Source organism: Micromonospora sp. CA-244673, assembly GCF_050948395.1.
Taxonomy (GTDB): Bacteria; Actinomycetota; Actinomycetes; order Mycobacteriales; family Micromonosporaceae; genus Micromonospora.
The window spans coordinates 3,868,761-3,884,144 of sequence record NZ_CP192019.1 but is presented as its reverse complement, the minus strand read 5'-3'; the positions used below and the strand labels follow the sequence as shown (position 1 = coordinate 3,884,144).

18 protein-coding genes are annotated in these 15,384 nt (G+C 72.4%); 12 read left to right on the top strand and 6 right to left on the bottom strand.

Features of this window, described 5'->3' with window-relative positions:
• Positions 1 to 3 precede the first annotated feature (3 nt).
• Positions 4 to 933: an SDR family NAD(P)-dependent oxidoreductase gene (locus ACQP12_RS18135; RefSeq protein WP_433280359.1), complete on the top strand. Its 930-nt coding sequence runs from the start codon at positions 4 to 6 to the stop codon at positions 931 to 933.
• Complete coding sequence (locus ACQP12_RS18130; protein ID WP_433280357.1) at positions 930 to 1,793, top strand: alpha/beta fold hydrolase; 864 nt, start codon at positions 930 to 932, stop codon at positions 1,791 to 1,793. The genes ACQP12_RS18135 and ACQP12_RS18130 overlap by 4 nt, the downstream gene beginning before the upstream one ends.
• Here ACQP12_RS18130 and ACQP12_RS18125 read toward each other — a convergent pair.
• The gene (locus ACQP12_RS18125; protein ID WP_433280355.1) at positions 1,750 to 2,946 is read right to left on the bottom strand and encodes a low temperature requirement protein A; all 1,197 of its coding nucleotides are present in this window, start codon (positions 2,944 to 2,946) and stop codon (positions 1,750 to 1,752) included. The two genes, ACQP12_RS18130 and ACQP12_RS18125, sit on opposite strands and share 44 nt — an antisense overlap.
• Positions 2,947 to 3,021: 75 nt before the next feature.
• Positions 3,022 to 3,624, bottom strand: coding sequence for an HD domain-containing protein (locus ACQP12_RS18120; RefSeq protein WP_433280353.1), 603 nt, complete (start codon positions 3,622 to 3,624; stop codon positions 3,022 to 3,024).
• Positions 3,625 to 3,957: 333 nt separating this feature from the next.
• Between ACQP12_RS18120 and ACQP12_RS18115 the strand changes: the two genes are divergently transcribed.
• From ACQP12_RS18115 to ACQP12_RS18080, 8 genes are all read left to right on the top strand, one after another.
• A complete protein-coding gene (locus ACQP12_RS18115) occupies positions 3,958 to 4,410 on the top strand; it encodes an NUDIX domain-containing protein (protein ID WP_433280351.1) in 453 nt (150 codons plus the stop codon).
• A 200-nt stretch (positions 4,411 to 4,610) separates the two neighbouring features.
• A complete protein-coding gene (locus ACQP12_RS18110; protein WP_357947254.1) occupies positions 4,611 to 4,862 on the top strand; it encodes a hypothetical protein in 252 nt (83 codons plus the stop codon).
• A gap of 22 nt (positions 4,863 to 4,884) precedes the next feature.
• The gene (locus ACQP12_RS18105) at positions 4,885 to 6,207 is read left to right on the top strand and encodes a hypothetical protein (protein WP_433280349.1); all 1,323 of its coding nucleotides are present in this window, start codon (positions 4,885 to 4,887) and stop codon (positions 6,205 to 6,207) included.
• Entirely contained in the window at positions 6,188 to 6,844 is a 657-nt protein-coding gene (locus tag ACQP12_RS18100; protein ID WP_433280347.1) for a hypothetical protein, read from the top strand. Before ACQP12_RS18105 ends, ACQP12_RS18100 begins: the two co-directional genes overlap by 20 nt.
• Before the next feature lie 11 nt (positions 6,845 to 6,855).
• Entirely contained in the window at positions 6,856 to 7,557 is a 702-nt protein-coding gene (locus ACQP12_RS18095) for a sugar phosphate nucleotidyltransferase (protein WP_433280345.1), read from the top strand.
• Positions 7,558 to 7,615: 58 nt separating this feature from the next.
• Positions 7,616 to 8,716: a CapA family protein gene (locus ACQP12_RS18090; protein ID WP_433280343.1), complete on the top strand. Its 1,101-nt coding sequence runs from the start codon at positions 7,616 to 7,618 to the stop codon at positions 8,714 to 8,716.
• A 67-nt stretch (positions 8,717 to 8,783) separates the two neighbouring features.
• Positions 8,784 to 9,452: a GntR family transcriptional regulator gene (locus ACQP12_RS18085; protein WP_433280341.1), complete on the top strand. Its 669-nt coding sequence runs from the start codon at positions 8,784 to 8,786 to the stop codon at positions 9,450 to 9,452.
• Complete coding sequence (locus tag ACQP12_RS18080) at positions 9,449 to 10,759, top strand: MFS transporter (RefSeq protein WP_433280339.1); 1,311 nt, start codon at positions 9,449 to 9,451, stop codon at positions 10,757 to 10,759. The genes ACQP12_RS18085 and ACQP12_RS18080 overlap by 4 nt, the downstream gene beginning before the upstream one ends.
• Here the strand turns inward: ACQP12_RS18080 and ACQP12_RS18075 are convergent.
• Positions 10,752 to 11,171 (bottom strand): hypothetical protein, encoded by a 420-nt coding sequence (locus tag ACQP12_RS18075; protein WP_357947275.1) that lies wholly within the window; start codon positions 11,169 to 11,171, stop codon positions 10,752 to 10,754. The genes ACQP12_RS18080 and ACQP12_RS18075 overlap by 8 nt on opposite strands.
• Before the next feature lie 174 nt (positions 11,172 to 11,345).
• Here ACQP12_RS18075 and ACQP12_RS18070 point away from each other — a divergent pair, with 174 nt between their 5' ends.
• Complete coding sequence (locus ACQP12_RS18070) at positions 11,346 to 12,434, top strand: S-(hydroxymethyl)mycothiol dehydrogenase (RefSeq protein WP_357947278.1); 1,089 nt, start codon at positions 11,346 to 11,348, stop codon at positions 12,432 to 12,434.
• Positions 12,431 to 13,060: an MBL fold metallo-hydrolase gene (locus ACQP12_RS18065; protein WP_433280336.1), complete on the top strand. Its 630-nt coding sequence runs from the start codon at positions 12,431 to 12,433 to the stop codon at positions 13,058 to 13,060. Before ACQP12_RS18070 ends, ACQP12_RS18065 begins: the two co-directional genes overlap by 4 nt.
• 43 nt (positions 13,061 to 13,103) lie before the next feature.
• On the opposite strand, the gene tsaA is transcribed toward ACQP12_RS18065, so the two are convergent.
• The 3 genes from tsaA to ACQP12_RS18050 are packed head-to-tail and all read right to left on the bottom strand — an operon-like array spanning position 13,104 to position 15,303.
• Positions 13,104 to 13,514, bottom strand: coding sequence for a tRNA (N6-threonylcarbamoyladenosine(37)-N6)-methyltransferase TrmO (gene tsaA, locus ACQP12_RS18060; protein ID WP_433280334.1), 411 nt, complete (start codon positions 13,512 to 13,514; stop codon positions 13,104 to 13,106).
• Positions 13,511 to 14,452 (bottom strand): anti-sigma factor RsbA family regulatory protein, encoded by a 942-nt coding sequence (locus ACQP12_RS18055; RefSeq protein ID WP_433280332.1) that lies wholly within the window; start codon positions 14,450 to 14,452, stop codon positions 13,511 to 13,513. The genes tsaA and ACQP12_RS18055 overlap by 4 nt, the downstream gene beginning before the upstream one ends.
• Positions 14,449 to 15,303: an MEDS domain-containing protein gene (locus tag ACQP12_RS18050; protein ID WP_433280330.1), complete on the bottom strand. Its 855-nt coding sequence runs from the start codon at positions 15,301 to 15,303 to the stop codon at positions 14,449 to 14,451. The genes ACQP12_RS18055 and ACQP12_RS18050 overlap by 4 nt, the downstream gene beginning before the upstream one ends.
• Between the last annotated feature and the right edge of the window lie 81 nt (positions 15,304 to 15,384).

Here is a 15,384-nt window from a genome sequence, read left to right as displayed (position 1 = left end):
GTCATGCGTGACTTCGTCTTTCCCGGCGGCACCGCCGTGCTGACCGGCGCGGCCAGCGGCATCGGCGAGGCCCTGGCCCACGGGCTGGCCCGCCGCGGCGCCGACCTGGTCCTGCTCGACCGCGACGCCGAACGGCTGGCCGCCGTGGTCGCCGCGATCCGCGCCGCCCATCCCGACCGGCGGATCGAGACCCACCTGGTCGACCTCGCCGACGCCGACGCCACCGACCGGGTGGCGGCCGAGATCCTCGGCGCCCACCCGCGGATCCGGCTGCTGGTCAACAACGCCGGTGTGGCGCTGGGCGGCCGGTTCGACCAGGTCACGCTGGACGAGTTCCTCTGGGTCATCGACATCAACTTCCGGGCCGTGGTGCGGCTGACCCACGCGCTGCTGCCCGCGCTCAAGGTCGAGCCCGGAGCCCACCTGGTCAACGTCTCCAGCCTCTTCGGGCTGATCGCGCCCGCCGGGCAGGCCGCCTACTCGGCGAGCAAGTTCGCCGTGCGCGGCTTCACCGAGGCGCTGCGGCACGAGCTGGCCGACGACGGGATCGGGGTCACCTCGGTGCACCCGGGTGGCATCCGCACCCGCATCGCGAGCAGCGCCCGGGTGGGCAGCGGCGTCGCGATCGAGGAGTACGAGGCCGGCCGCGAGCAGTTCGAGAAGCTGCTCTCCATCGCCCCGGCGAAGGCCGCCGAGGTGATCCTGCGCGGGGTCGGGCGCCGCCGCGGCCGGGTGCTGATCGGCTGGTCGGCGAAGCTGCCCGACCTGCTCGCCCGGGTCGCCCCCGCCGGGTACGGGAAGGTGCTGGCCCTGGGGATGCGACCGCGTGCGGCCCGGGTGCCCGCCCCGCGGCCCGCCGCCGAGCCCGCCGCCGAGCCCGTCGCGCGGCCCGCCGCCGAGCCCGTCCCGTCGGACCCGGGACGGCCGGCGTGACCCTCGCCCTGCCGCCGGCCGACGAGCTGACCGTCGCCGGGCGGCGGATGCGCTGCCGGATCGCCGGCGACGGCCCGCCGGTGGTGCTGCTGCACGGGATCGGCCGGACCATGGAGGACTTCACCGCCGTCCAGGAGGCGCTGGCCCGCGACCACCGGGTGCTCGTCATGGACCTGCCCGGGCACGGCGGCTCCGCGCCGCTGGACGACCGGCACACGCTGCCGACCCTGGCCGCGGCCGTCGCCGGGTTCCTCGACGCCGCCGGGGTCACCGGGCCGGCGCACCTGGTCGGCAACTCGATGGGCGGGGCGGTGGCCATGCGGCTCGCCGCCGACGCGCCGGAGCGGGCGGCCAGCCTGGTGCTGGTCAACAGCGCCGGCTTCGGCCGGGAGGTGACCGCCGCGCTGCGGCTGCTCGCCGTCCGGCCGCTGGCCAAGCTGCTGCTGCGCCCGCACCCGGCGATCGCCCGCCGCACCGAGCGGGCCATCTTCTACGACCCGGCGTACGTGACCGAGGCGCGGATCGCCACCGCCCTGGCGGCGGCCCGGCAGCCCCACGCCGCCCGGGTGATGCTGGAACTGGTCCGCAGCCTCGGCACCTGGCGTGGGGTACGCCCCGAGTGGCGGGCCGAACTCCTCGACGCGGTGGCCGCGCTCGACCTGCCCACCCTGGTCGTCTGGGGCGACCGGGACCTGATCCTGCCCGCCGCCCACCTCTCGTACGCCCGGTCCCGGCTGCCCGGGGCGCAGGGCCACCTGTTCCGCGACACCGGGCACATGCCCCAGATCGAGCGGGCCGCGGAGTTCGCGGCCCTGGTCAGGAAATTCTGGTCGCCGTCTGGTGGTGCAGCACCAGCGTGACGGCCACGAGGGCGACCAGCACCCCGGCGATCAGGTCGACCGGCGCGACGAGCCACGGCGTCACGAGGACGAGCGCCGCCGCGCCGGGGAACAGCACCAGCCCGGCACCGTGCTTGGTGGGCAGGTGCAGCGCCCAGAGGGCGACCAGGAAGACGGCGACCGGCACGGCGACCGCGTAGCCGGCCACCCGGCCGGAGACGTGCCCCGCGTGCAGGTCGTGGTCGACCGCCACGGCCAGCCCGGCGCCGACCGCGGCGACCGAGCTGAACGCGAAGTAGTGGCCGTAACCCCAGAAGATCGCGCCACGCACCGACGCCGGCGGCAGCGGGTCGGGCCGGTCGAAGTAGAGCCACCAGATCGCGAAGACGATCAGCGTGCCGGCGGCGGCCAGCGACCACAGCTGACCGTTGCCCGCGTCCACCCCGCGCTGGATCGCCACCGACGTGGAGAGCACCACCTCGCCGAGCACGATGAGGGTGAACAGCTGGTACCGCTCGGCGATGTGGTGCGGGTGCCACGAGGTCTGCCGGCGGCGTTCGCCCAGCACCGGCACGAGCAGGTCGGCGGCGACCAGCACGAGGTACGCGGGCAGCAGCCACTCCGGCGGCAGGAGGAGCCGCAGCAGCCAGCCGACCTGCACCACGCCCACGCCGATGGCGAACGTCAGGGCAGTGGCCCGGTGTGCCGGGTCGCCGGCGGCCGCCCGCAGCCAGTTCACCGTGGAGGCCAGCCGCATCACCACGTATCCGTAGGTGATCGTGGTGAAGTCGGCGTCGGCGAAGGCGCGTGGCACCCCGGCGGCGAGGACCAGCGCCCCGGCGATCTGCACCAGCACGGTCAGCCGGTAGACGTCGTCGTCGGTGTCGTAGGCGGAGGCGAACCAGGTGAAGTTCACCCAGGCCCACCAGATCGCGAAGAACACGCTCAGGTACGAGCCCACGCCGTGCCCGAGGTGCCCCTCCGCGACGTCGTGGTGCAGGCCCTCGGAGGCCAGCGCCACCGCGACGACGAAGCAGAGGTCGAAGAAGAGCTCCAGCGGGGTGGCGGAGCGGTGCTCCTCGTCGCGCCGCCGGGCCCGCATCGGCCGGTACCAGGCCCGGAAGGACCCGCTGCTCTTCACCCGGTGCTCCTCGCCGACGGCCGGTGCGTCCACACGATAACCATGGAGATCAGCTCACCCGGCGAAGGCGGTCGAAATCGTGCTGGGCAGAGCGCCGGCGTCCCGCGCTCACGGTCCCTTCAGCGCGCCGTGCCGCACACCGTGGTCGATGGCCTGGTAGGCCTCCTGGGCCAGTCGTGGCATCACGTCCTCCACCATGCGCACGCGGGCTCGGACGTCCGCCGCCTGCACGCCATGGCGCTTCCAGGACGAGTGGTCGAGGTTCCTGCTGTTGAAGAAGACGGGCAGCAGCACGTCCAGCGCGAGAACATACCGTGCCTCGGGGGTGGCGGCGCTCTCGTACTCCTGCCACAGGTCCACCAGCTCGCTCTTGACGGATCCAGGTCCTGCTTCGGCGAGGAAGGAATCCATCGCCAACCGTTCCCGTGTCGAGCGCGAGTCGGCTTCGTGACCGTAGACGAACGTGTCTCCGACGAAGGCTTCCGGCAGGTCGTGTGCGACCGCGAGCGCCAAGGCATGTCCGAGATCGACCGGCACCGTGGCCAGGCCGTGAAAGATAATCACGGCCAGCGCCACGGACCACGAGTGCTCGGCTGTGTTCTCCCGACGGGCGCTATTGCTGAGTGGATTCTGGCGTTCCACGATCTTCAGGCGTTCAAAGGTGAGCTGAAGATCCAACAGGTCGACGTCGGTGGTCGCGTTGGCGTTCATTCGAGAATTTCCCATGTCTTCCACGTGGCGCGGTCATCCGCTCTGTGTTCCCGGCGTGCCCGAGGTGTCGATCATTGTCGCGCCGACCGCGCGGAGGTCCGAGGCGGCTGGTGACGGGAAAGCCAGCCTATCCGCGCTGCTCGACGCTTTCAACGATCCTCGCGGGTCAGCAGCCCTGCGCCGTTGCCTGCCACCGCCGGACGGTTGATTGGTCGACCCCTCTGAACTGGCCGGGTCTCGGTGGAGAGATGTCGCAGCCAGCGGCGACCAGGGTGAGGCAAGCGGCACGATCAGCCCATTCAGCGTTTCCGATCTGCGTGTTAACCTCCGGCAATGACGCGCAATTCCTCCACAGTGAAGCCTGCCAGACACGCGGTGGCGGTGGTCCTCTATGACGATCAAGGGCGTTTCCTTGCCGTACGGCGCAGCGATGATGATGAATCATTACCCGGTGTCTGGGGATTACCTGCCGCCAGTCTGAGAGCGGGCGAGTCCGACGAGGACGCGGTGGTGCGCGCCGGGCGGGAGAAGTTGGGCGTCGAACTCAGAGTCCTGGATCGGGTCGGAACTGAGAAGGCCGAGCGTGAGCAATTCACGCTCACCCTCTCGGATTATCGCGTGGTGTTGGAAAAGGGGGTCCCTGCCGTTCCCCAACCGTTCGACGATGTGAGCCAGTACGTCGACATGACGTACACGAAGGACCTCGGCCTCCTCGTGGAGGCAGCACGGAGAGGCTCTCTCTGCTCGCGCGTCCTGCTCAACAGCGAGGGCTACGACTGGCATTGATACCTCCTCACTGCACCCTGGTCGCGGCCCTCGTGACGACTCCGTCTCCCGCGCCGTCGCCCGCCACCGGTCAGGCGTCGGCGATCCAGTCGCTCATCGCGGTCGGTGGTGTCCTGGTGGGCCTTGTCGTCGGCCTTGGGGTTCCGATCGTCAATTCGCTGTTGACCGGCCGGACCAGCCGAGGCCGGGAACAGCACGCCGTGTCCGATCAGATCCTGCAGCTCTGGCAGCGACCGGAGAGCATCCGGGAGTTGCTGGTCGACGACCTGTACGGCACGAGGAGGAGCCTGCTGCTGCTGGGCAGCCGGCTCCAGGATCTCGAGGCCCGGAAGGCCTGCCTTCTCCTCGTGCACCTGACCGCTCGGCCGGATCCGCCGGAGGCCGAGGTTGTGGACGGCTGGTCGGACGTGGTCGCGCTCGTCTCGAAGGTGTTCCGCAAGACCGAGAACTGAATCGGCGAAAGGCTGTGGCACAGTGTCGAACCTGCACAGCGACGATGCCCGGGCTGCGGCGCGCCTTGTCGGCATCCCCATCCAGGCCACGCCAGCCGGTCAGGGTGAACTCCTGCTGCGCGGCACCGTGACAGAGAGCGGGTGGCGGAGTCTCGCCGGGCTGATCATTGACGCGACGAGGATCTGGGTCGTCGGTGTCATGCCCCAGCCGCTCGTTGAGGCACTGCAACGTGAGGTCGAGGCGATGGCCGAGCCGCGACTGCCCGACATCGAGTACTACACCCCCCGATCGGAACTCGCGCTCAACCTCGGGCGAGAGCTTCATTGCTATGTGAACCGCTGGCAGGCGGGCTACATGGGGTTGCGCAATCTGGTCAACGCGGCGCACGGCCAGCGGGCCCGCGGAGAGCTGGCTCGGGTGGAACACCGCCACTTCGGTACGGGAATATCCGCGCTGTCCTTCAACTGCCTGTTGCATGTCGTCGTCAACGACGGTTCCGCGCGATCGATCATGCTGTCCGAGCTGCTCGAAGACGGCGATCACCCGGACCACATCGCCCAGGTGCTGCCGAGCAGCGACGCGGGCCTCAACGACTACCTCGAGCGGTTACGGCGGGATGGAAAACCGATCAGACTGCGCGAGGTGCGCTGCCGCGGCATGGAGAATCCGACGTCGGGTGAGGTGGAGCCCGACCGGCTCAGGATCGGAGAGCTCGTCCCGTTGGGCGGCGTGAGCAGGAATCCCAACCTCCTCAGACCGATCTCGATCGTGGTCGTCCGGTGCCACTCGCCGGCTGGTCTCGAGGTGTTGCTGAAGCGACGGACGCCGCTCACCGACACCGACGACTTCGGCAAGCTCAGCCTCCTGAGCGCCCGGGTCCAGGAGGTCGACGTGGCATCGGCCCTGGGCGCGACCGTGTCGCCCTCGGAGGAGAGCGACATCGCCGCCCTGGAGGACCTGTGGCTCGCCGCCGGGTCGCCGCACCCGTTCGTCCTTCCAGCCGAAGCCTTCCGGCTCGCCGCGCGTCGGGAGGTGTCGCTGACGCTGGGCCTGCACGTCGAGCTGGACCGGTTCGAGCGTAAGGGCTTTCATCTCGTGCAGCACGAATCGGAGTCGGTGCAGCTGGCCTTCATGGTGTTCACGCTCGACCTGGTCCGTTCGGGGCAACTCGACGAACTGCGGGTCGCCCTGTCGCGCGGTCCCAACCTGGTCCGGGTGCTGGCTCCGGACCTGTACAACGACGAGGGCCAGCTCAACCGGCTGCTCAGGCAGCGCCGGAAATGGTTGACGAAGGCGTGTTTCTCGGACGATTCGGAGGTGCTCGATGATTCTTCGGGGCATTGACCTGGACTCGGTGGTGCCCGTCGTCTCGCTGCTGATGTACCGGGACGACTCCAGGAGCCAGGTCCTGCTGGGGGTCCGGCGTCAGTCGGCGACGAGCACGCGCCATCCGGACGTGTTGAGCACGCCGACGATGCGCATTCCGGTCTCGACGATGGTCGACCTTCTCTCGGCCGAGAGTGAACGGTCGGTGGAGTTGGTGCCGCCCTACTTCATGAGCCTGCCGCAGCGGCGGGCCTGGCAGGTGGGGGTGCCTTACTCGTTGGCGACACCGCAGGCATTCGTCGCCGAGGCCCTGATCGCGCGGAAGCTCGGGCTCGCGCCGGCCCTCGTGGACGGCGACCTCCGGGCCGAACTGCGCCAGTCGGCCCTCGCCTATGACCTCGTGCACGACGACGAGGGCGGGTACGAGCAGACATTGATGTTGACCATGAGCTGTCAGCTCTCCGTGTCCCCGCCCGCCCTGCCGTCCTCGTCGCCGGGCTATTCACTGCTGGCCTGGGTCGACGCAGGGGAGGTGGGCACCGCCGTCACGACGAAGGACCCCGTTCGTCTGGTGCCCGGTGTCTCGCCGCTTCAGGTCTGTATCCACGGTCTGTGTGTCCGCAGTGCCGCCTTCGCCCTCGCGAACGGCGGATGAGGGGCTCGCTGGTGGACATCGAGGGCTGTCCATTCATCGTCCTGTGTGGGGGTGACAACACGCGGCTCGAGGTACTGCGCGGGACGATTTACAAACCGTTTCTGCAACTCCGAGACACGACTCTGGTCGCCAAGCACGTCACACGGGCGACGATGGCCGGACACACGCGGATACGGATTGTCGTCGACAGCCGGGACCCTCTGGTCGAGGCGTATGTGGCCGGGCTGGCCGGTGAGCTGGGCATCGACGTCCGATTGTCGGTCGTACCTGGTGGCGCCCGCGAGAAGGTGGTGGAGGTTCTCGGCCCGTACCCCACGTTGTCCCGGGCGGTCGTGGTTCTGGGCGACACCTACTCGTGGTACGACCCGCGCCGCTTGTTGTCGCGCGTCGAGTCGGGTGATGTCGACTGCTGCCTGGCAATTGCGCGGTATCGTCTGCCCTTCGGAGTGGTGAAGGTCGACGGGGAATCGGTAATCGGCTTCTCGGAGAAGCCGGAAACGGATTTCCTCGTCAACGTGGGCGCCATGGCGCTCGGCCCGACGGCGATTGACCTGTTGACGCGGGGTGTCGCGATTGACCGGATGCTTGCCGACCTCGCCGCGAAGGGCAGGCTGGGCGGAATTGAGGTCTCCAATGGTTTTCTCTCCGTCGACTCGCTCGACGGGATCGCCCGGGCCCTGAGCGCCGAAGGGCAGGACCTGTTGAGCCAATGAGGGCACCCCGGTCGCGTGGATTCGCGCGTGGCGCGGCGGACGGGGGGAACACCCGGGCATGGCCGAGGTGACGCTGTTCCTCGCCGGTGACGTGATGACCGGGCGGGGCGTGGACCAGATCCTGCCGCACCCGGGGTCGCCCGAGCTGCGGGAGGAGCTGGTCACCGACGCCCGCCGGTACGTCGCGCTGGCCGAGGCCGTCGCCGGGCCGGTGCCGCGCCCGGTCCCGCCCGGGTGGCCGTGGGGCGCGGCGTTGCGGCTGCTCGACGCGGAACGGCCGGACGCCCGGATCGTCAACCTGGAGACGCCGTTGACGGCTCGCGGCGAGCATCATCCCGGCAAGGGCATCCACTACCGGATGCACCCGGCGAACGTGCCCTGCCTCACCGCCGCCCGGCTGGACGTCTGCGCCCTGGGCAACAACCACGTGCTGGACTTCGGCCCGACCGGGCTGGGCGACACCCTGGACGCGCTGCGCGCGGCGGGGATCCGGCCCGCCGGCGCCGGCCGGGACGCCGACGAGGCGTGGTCGCCGGCCGTGGTGCCGCTGGCCGGTGACCGCCGGCTGCTGGTCTGGTCGGTGGGCGCGGTGTCGAGCGGGGTCTTCCCGCAGTGGGCGGCGGAGGCCGGCCGGCCGGGCGTGGCGTACCTGCCGGAGGTGTCGCTGGCGACGGCCGGCGCGCTGGCCGAGCGGATCGCGCGGATCGCGCGGCCGGCGGACCTCGTGGTGGTCTCGGTGCACTGGGGGTCCAACTGGGGCCACGAGGTGCCGGACGAGCACGTGGAGTTCGCGCACGCCCTGGTCGACGCCGGGGTGCACGTGGTGCACGGGCACTCGTCCCACCATCCCCGTGCGGTCGAGCGCTACCGGGGCCGGCTGGTCCTCTACGGCTGCGGTGACCTGATCGACGACTACGAGGGGATCGGCGGTCAGGAGGCGTACCGGCCGGAGCTGCGGCTGCTGTACCTGGCCAGCCTCGATGCCGCCACCGGCGAGCTGCGGGGGCTGCGTCTCATCCCGCTCCGGATGTGCCGGATGCGCCTGCAACCGGCCACGCCCGCGGAGGCCGGCTGGCTCGCCGACCTCCTCGACACCCTCGGCCGGCCCTCCGGTACCCGCGTCACGCCGACCGCCGACGGGGTGCTCACGCTGCGGTGACGTGGCGTGGGCCACGTTCGGGCCGGTGCGTGGCGGTGTCGCGCCGCGCGGGGCGCATCATAGATACATGACGCATCCCACCCCCGTGTCCGGGGCGCGGTCGGCCGGGCCGTCCGCCGCCGAGCGGGCGTACCAGCACCTCAAGAGGGCCATCCTTGAGCAGGTGTACCCGGGCGGGCTGCTGATCAGCGAGGGTGAGATCGCCGAGGCGACCGGAGTGTCCCGGACACCGGTCCGGGAGGCGCTGCTGCGGCTGGAGGCCGAAGGCCTGGTCAAGCTCTACCCCAAGCGCGGCGCGCTGATCCGGCCGGTCTCCGCCCGGGAGATCGCCGACGTGATCGAGGCCCGCCGGCTGGTCGAGCTGCACGCCGCCGAGCAGGTCTGGCCGCGCCGGGCCGCCATCCGCGACGACCTGGCCCGCTGGCTCGACGAGATGCGCCGGGCGCACACCGCCGGCGACGTCACGGCGCTGATGGCCGCCGACCGGGCCTTCCACGCCACCGTGGTGGAGGCCGCCGGAAACGAGATCCTCGCCGAGCTGTACCACCGGCTGCGCGACCGGCAGCTGCGGATGGGCGAGGCCAGCTTCCGGCTCTCGCCCGGCTGGGCCGAGGTGGCCCTCACCGAGCACGCCGGCCAGCTCGCCGCCCTCGACGGCGACGACCCGCGGGCCTGGCTCGACGCGATCGGCGCGCACATCGACAACGCCGCGACCGTGCTGCGGACGCTGCGGTGACCGCCGCCGTCCGAACGGTCGCCCCGCGGCGCTCCGCCGGTCTGGTCTTCGCGGTGGCCGTCACCGCGTACGTGGCCGCCGTCTTCCACCGCAGCTCGCTCGGCGTCACCGGGGTCGACGCGGCGGACCGCTTCCACATCAACGCCGCCGCCCTGGCCACCTTCAGCGTCGCGCAACTCGCCGTCTACGCCGCCATGCAGGTACCGGTCGGGGTGCTGCTCGACCGGTACGGCTCCCGCCGGCTGCTGCTGGTCGGCGGCGCGCTGATGGTGGCCGGGCAGCTCTGCTTCGCCGTGGCCACCGACGTCCGGCTCGCCATCGCCGCCCGGGTGCTGGTCGGCCTGGGCGACGCGATGACCTTCATCAGCGTGCTGCGGATCGTGGCGTTCTGGTTCCCCGGCCGGCGCAACCCGCTGCTGGTGCAGCTCACCGGCACCATCGGGCAGCTCGGCGCGGTGCTCGGCGCCGTACCCCTGGTGGCGTTGCTGCACCACGCCGGCTGGACGCCCGCGTTCCTGACCGCGGCGGCGCTCGGCGTCACCGTGCTGCTGCTGGTGCTCGTCGCGGTCCGGGACACCCCGCACACCGAGCACACCACCGCGCTCGCCCCCGACCTGGGCACCGTACGCCGGCAGCTCGCCGACGCCTGGGCCCAGCCCGGCACCCGGCTGGGCCTCTGGACGCACTTCGTCACCCAGTTCTCCGGCTCGGTGTTCGCCCTGCTGTGGGGCTACCCGTTCCTGGTGCAGGGCCAGGGCTTCTCGCCCACCGCGGCGGCCGGCCTGCTCACCCTGATGACCATGGTGACGCTGGTCTGCGGCCCGGTGGTCGCGCACCTGTGCGCCCGGCACCCGTTCCACCGCTCGGCGGTGGTGTTCGCCATCACCGCCGGCACCGCCGCCGTCTGGGCGGTGGTGCTGGCCTGGCCGGGCCGCGCTCCGCACGGGCTGCTGGTGGCCCTCGTGGTCGTCCTCGCGGTCAACGGCCCCGGCTCGGTGATCGGCTTCGACTACGCGCGCACGTTCAACCCGGTGCACCGGATCGGCAGTGCCACCGGCATCGTCAACGTCGGCGGGTTCGTCGCCTCGATCCTGCTGATCCTGGCGGTCGGCGTGGTGCTCGACCTGGCCACCCCGGCCGGCCGGAGCACGCCGCCGCTGTCGGCGTTCCGCTGGGCGTTCGCCGTGCAGTACCTGCTCTGGGGGCTGGGCGCGGTGCAGGTGCTGCGCTACCGCAACGCCGCCCGCCGCCGATACGCCGCCGGCGCCGCGCCGGTGCCCGCCGCCGTGGCCGGTCCGGTCACGTGAACCGGCGCTTGTGGGCCAGCGAGTCCAGCACCAGCGTCAGCCCGGCGGCGACCAGCCAGCTGTCCTTGGCCAGCGGAATGCCGGCCTGGGACGGCTTCAGGCTGTTCCCCTCCCGCATCCCGGGCGTCTTGAGGTAGAGCTGCACCAGGCCGGCCCCGAAGGCGGTCAGCCCGGCGCCGACCAGCAGCGACGGCACGAACGGGGTGAGCAGCGCGGCGCCCAGCGCGATCTCGGAACGGGAGAGCAGCTTCGCGAACTGGTCCGGTGGGAACTGCCGCAGCTGCGGAATCGCCCCGACCGCCATGCCGTGCATGCCGGCGGCGGACTCGCCCTCCAGGGACCGCTTGGACAGCCCGGAATTCAGGAAGAACGCGCCGATGATGATCCGTAGCGGCGCATGGGTCAACCTCATGATCACTCCCGTCGGTGCCGGAGAACCGGGCCACCGCGTACCCCGCGACGCGCCGGATAACCCGCCGGACGGCGGTGGGCGGTAGGTTCGACACACAGCGAACGACGGAGGGCCCGTGAGCGCGAGGAGCGAGCCGGGTTTGCGAGCCCCGCAGTCGCGAACGAAGGAGGGGCCGTGGGTCAGGAAGTCCGGGGAGTCGTGTCGCGGCGCAAGGGCGCGCCCGTGGAGGTCACCACGATCGTGGTGCCCGACCCGGGGCCGGGCGAGGCGGTGGTGCGCGTCCAGTCCTGCGGGGTGTGCCACACCGACCTGCACTACCGCGAGGGCGGCATCAACGACGACTACCCGTTCCTGCTCGGCCACGAGGCCGCCGGCATCGTGGAGCAGGTGGGGGAGGGCGTCACCGAGGTGGCCCCCGGTGACTTCGTGGTGCTCAACTGGCGGGCGGTCTGCGGGCAGTGCCGCGCCTGCCGGCGGGGCCGACCCTGGTACTGCTTCAACACCCACAACGCCGCGCAGAAGATGACGCTGACCGACGGCACCGAGCTGGCGCCCGCCCTGGGCATCGGCGCGTTCGCCGAGAAGACCCTGGTGCACGCCGGCCAGTGCACCAAGGTCGACCCGTCCGCCCGGCCCGCCGCCGTCGGCCTGCTCGGCTGCGGCGTGATGGCCGGCCTCGGCGCGGCCATGAACACCGGAAACGTGACCCGGGGCGACTCGGTGGCGGTGATCGGCTGCGGTGGGGTCGGCGACGCGGCGGTGGCCGGCGCCACCCTCGCGGGCGCGACCACCATCATCGCCGTGGACACCGACTCCCGGAAGCTCGACTGGGCGCGCAAGTTCGGCGCCACGCACACCGTCAACGCCTCCGACGAGGACCCGGTCGAGGCCATCCGCGCCGCCACCGGCGGGTTCGGCGCCGACGTGGTGATCGACGCGGTGGGCCGACCGGAGACCTGGAAGCAGGCCTTCTACGCCCGCGACCTGGCCGGCACCGTCGTGCTGGTCGGCGTACCCACCCCGGAGATGAGGATCGAGCTGCCGCTGCTGGACGTGTTCGGCCGCGGCGGCGCCCTCAAGTCCAGCTGGTACGGCGACTGCCTGCCCAGCCGCGACTTCCCCATGCTCACCGAGCTGTACCGGCAGGGCCGCCTCGACCTGGACGCCTTCGTCACCGAGGAGATCGCCCTCGACCAGGTCGAGGAGGCGTTCACCCGGATGCACCACGGTGACGTGCTCCGGTCGGTGGTGGTCTTCCCGTGACCGCCCGCGTCGACCACACCGTCACCTCCGGCACGTTCTCCCTCGACGGGCAGACCTTCGACGTCGACAACAACGTCTGGGTCGTCGGCGACGACGCCGAGTGCGTGGTCGTCGACGCGCCGCACGACGTCGCCGCCATCCGCGCGGTGATCGGCGACCGCCGGGTGGTCGCGATCCTGGCCACCCACGCGCACGACGACCACGTCCGGGTCGCGCCCGAGCTGGCCCGGGCCACCGGCGCGCCGGTGCTGCTGCACCCGGCCGACCGGGTGCTCTGGGACCTGGTCCACCCGGACACCCCACCCGACGGTGACCTCGCCGACGGGCAGACCGTCGAGGTCGGCGGCACCACCCTCCGGGTGCTGCACACCCCGGGCCACAGCCCGGGCGCCTGCAGCCTCCACGCCCCCGACCTCGGCGCGGTCTTCACCGGGGACACCCTCTTCGCCGGGGGGCCCGGCGCCACCGGCCGCTCCTTCAGCGACTTCGACACCATCGTCGAATCGATCCGGACCCGTCTGCTCACCCTGCCGCCGCAGACCGTGGTCCACACCGGACACGGCGACGACACCACGATCGCCGCCGAGGCGTCCCACCTCGACGAGTGGATCGCCCGCGGGCACTGAGCCGACCGCCCGGCCGGGTCGCGGCCCGGCCGGGCCGCCGGCCTCAGCGCTCGCCGTCGAGCACCGGCTTGACGTCGAGCACGGGCGTGCCGTCGACCGCCTCCAGGTCGGCCACCCGCAGCCGTACGCCGTCCACGGCGAGCACCCGCACCCGGTGCAGACCGACCGGGTTGGGCCGGTGCGGCGAGCGGGTGGCGAACACCCCCGTCTCCGGCCGGGACACGTCCCCGCGCGGGTGCACCGCGAGGACGTCGCGCCGGGCCCGGTCCAACCAGGTCAGCACGAGCACGTCCGCGCCGGGCCGCAGCCCGTCCAGCGCCGGGGCGTACGCCTCGTCGAAGACCAGCCACGCCTCCGGGGCGCCCTCGTCGCCCTGCTTCGGCGCCGCCGCCGGATCGGTGAGGGGCGACTCGACCCGGCCGACCGGACGCAGTACGTGTTCCGTTCCCGTCACGGGGCCTCCCGGAGCATGTGCAGCCGGACCGTGGTGCCGGCCGCGGTGGTGTGCAGCAGCACCAGGTCGCACAGGGCGTGCACGATGACCAGCCCCCGCCCGCCGATGCCGTCGTGCGCGGGGGTGAGCCGGCCGGCGAGCGGATCGGCCAGCCGGCCGTCGTCGTGGATCTCGCACACCAGGTGCCGGTCGGTGCGCCAGGCCTGAAGGGTGCCGGCGCCGCCGGCGTGCGCCACGCTGTTCGTGGCCAGCTCGGTGACCGCGATCTGCAGGTCGGCCACCCGGTCGGCGGCCAGCCCGGCGGCCAGCCCGTGGTCGGCGACGAACCGCCGGACCTGCGGCAGCGTCGCCAGGTCGTAGCGGAGCACCGCGACCTGCCCGGCCGGGGTGGGCAGCGGCCTGTTGTGCCGCTCGGTGACCGCCGCCGGAGCGTAGCCGGCGATGCGGCGGCAGCCGTCGCCGTCGACCAGCAGCGGGTGCGTGCAGCGGGCCTCGGCGAGCACGCCGGGGCCGAGCCGGCCCGCGTCGTACGGGCAGAGGATGCTCGCCGCCCGGCCCGCGAAGGCCCAGTTGATCGCGGCTTCGTGCTGCGCGCAGGCCCGGTACTCCTCGGCGGTGCGCCCGGCCCAGACCGGCTCGCCGATGATCCGGACCCGCCGGTCGGGATGCCGGTCGGCGAACGCCTGGAGGACCCACGGGATGATCCGCCCCGGGTTGCGACCCGCCTCGGTCATGTCGGCCCACCCGACGGCGTCGCCGGTCGCGCCGAGCGCCCCGCGGATCAGCGCGAGCTGCGGGCCGGGCGTCGCCACCAGCACCGGGTCGCCTTCGGCCAGTCCCTCCTCGACGAACGGTACGGTGACCGCCAGCAGGCTCGCGGCGTCGGTGTAGAAGGCCAGTTCGTGGCGGAAGCCGGCCGGGCCGGCGGGAGCCCTCACGCGGGGCGCCCCGGCGCCGGCATCTCACCGAGCAGGTGCAGCAGCCGGTGCAGCGCCGGCCGGCAGCCGACCAGCCGGATGCCGCTGGCGCTGTCCCGGTCCGCTCGCACGATGGCGGTGGCGGCGCCCACGTCGGCGAAGCTCAGGTCGGAGACGTCCAGCACCGGCGGGGGGCCCGCCGCCCGCTCGGCGGCGGTCACGTCGCCCAGGACCGCGGTGAACGCCTCCCGGTTGCTCCGGTCCACCTGACCCACCAGCCGCAAGCCCGGCGGGTCGGTCGTCCGGTACGCCCGCAGCAGCGGCGTCCAGGTGCGCGCGGCGTCCGGCCCGGCCGTGCCCGGGTGGGCGGCGGCGAGGGCGCGCATCCCGTCGGCCGGGAAGAGCCGCCGGTCGTACAGGCACAGGCCGGCGACCCGGGCGTCCAGGAAGAGCGGGTTGAGCGCGGTCTCGTACCGCCGCAGGTCGTCCAGGGTGGTGCCGCTGCGCAGCACCCACGCCATGTCACCGGCCAGCCGGATTCCCGGGTAGCCCTCGTGCCGCGCGCGGTCGACCTCGTCGACCACGATGGCGACCATCGTCTCCGGGGCCGGCCGGGCACCGGTCGGGTAGGCATCCACGGCCGGCACGATGCGCAGCTGGCCGGCCGCCACGGCGGCTTCGGTCGGCACGCCGACGGCGTCGACGCGGGCGCGCACGGCCTGCGGCGGCGAGGTTTCGGTGAAACAGACGACCTTGTGACCGAGGCGCAGGCCGGTGGCGGCGAAGCGGCCGACGACGTCGAGAGCGACGCTCTCGTCGTCGTGCGTCCAGCAGACGTGGTCGCCCAGGTGGACCTGGTCGACCACGGTCATAGCAGTCACGGTGCTGGCCTTCCGGTCGGCGCGCCCCTCACTGTAGCCCTGACCGGGTCGCCGGCGATCCGCTTGTCGGCG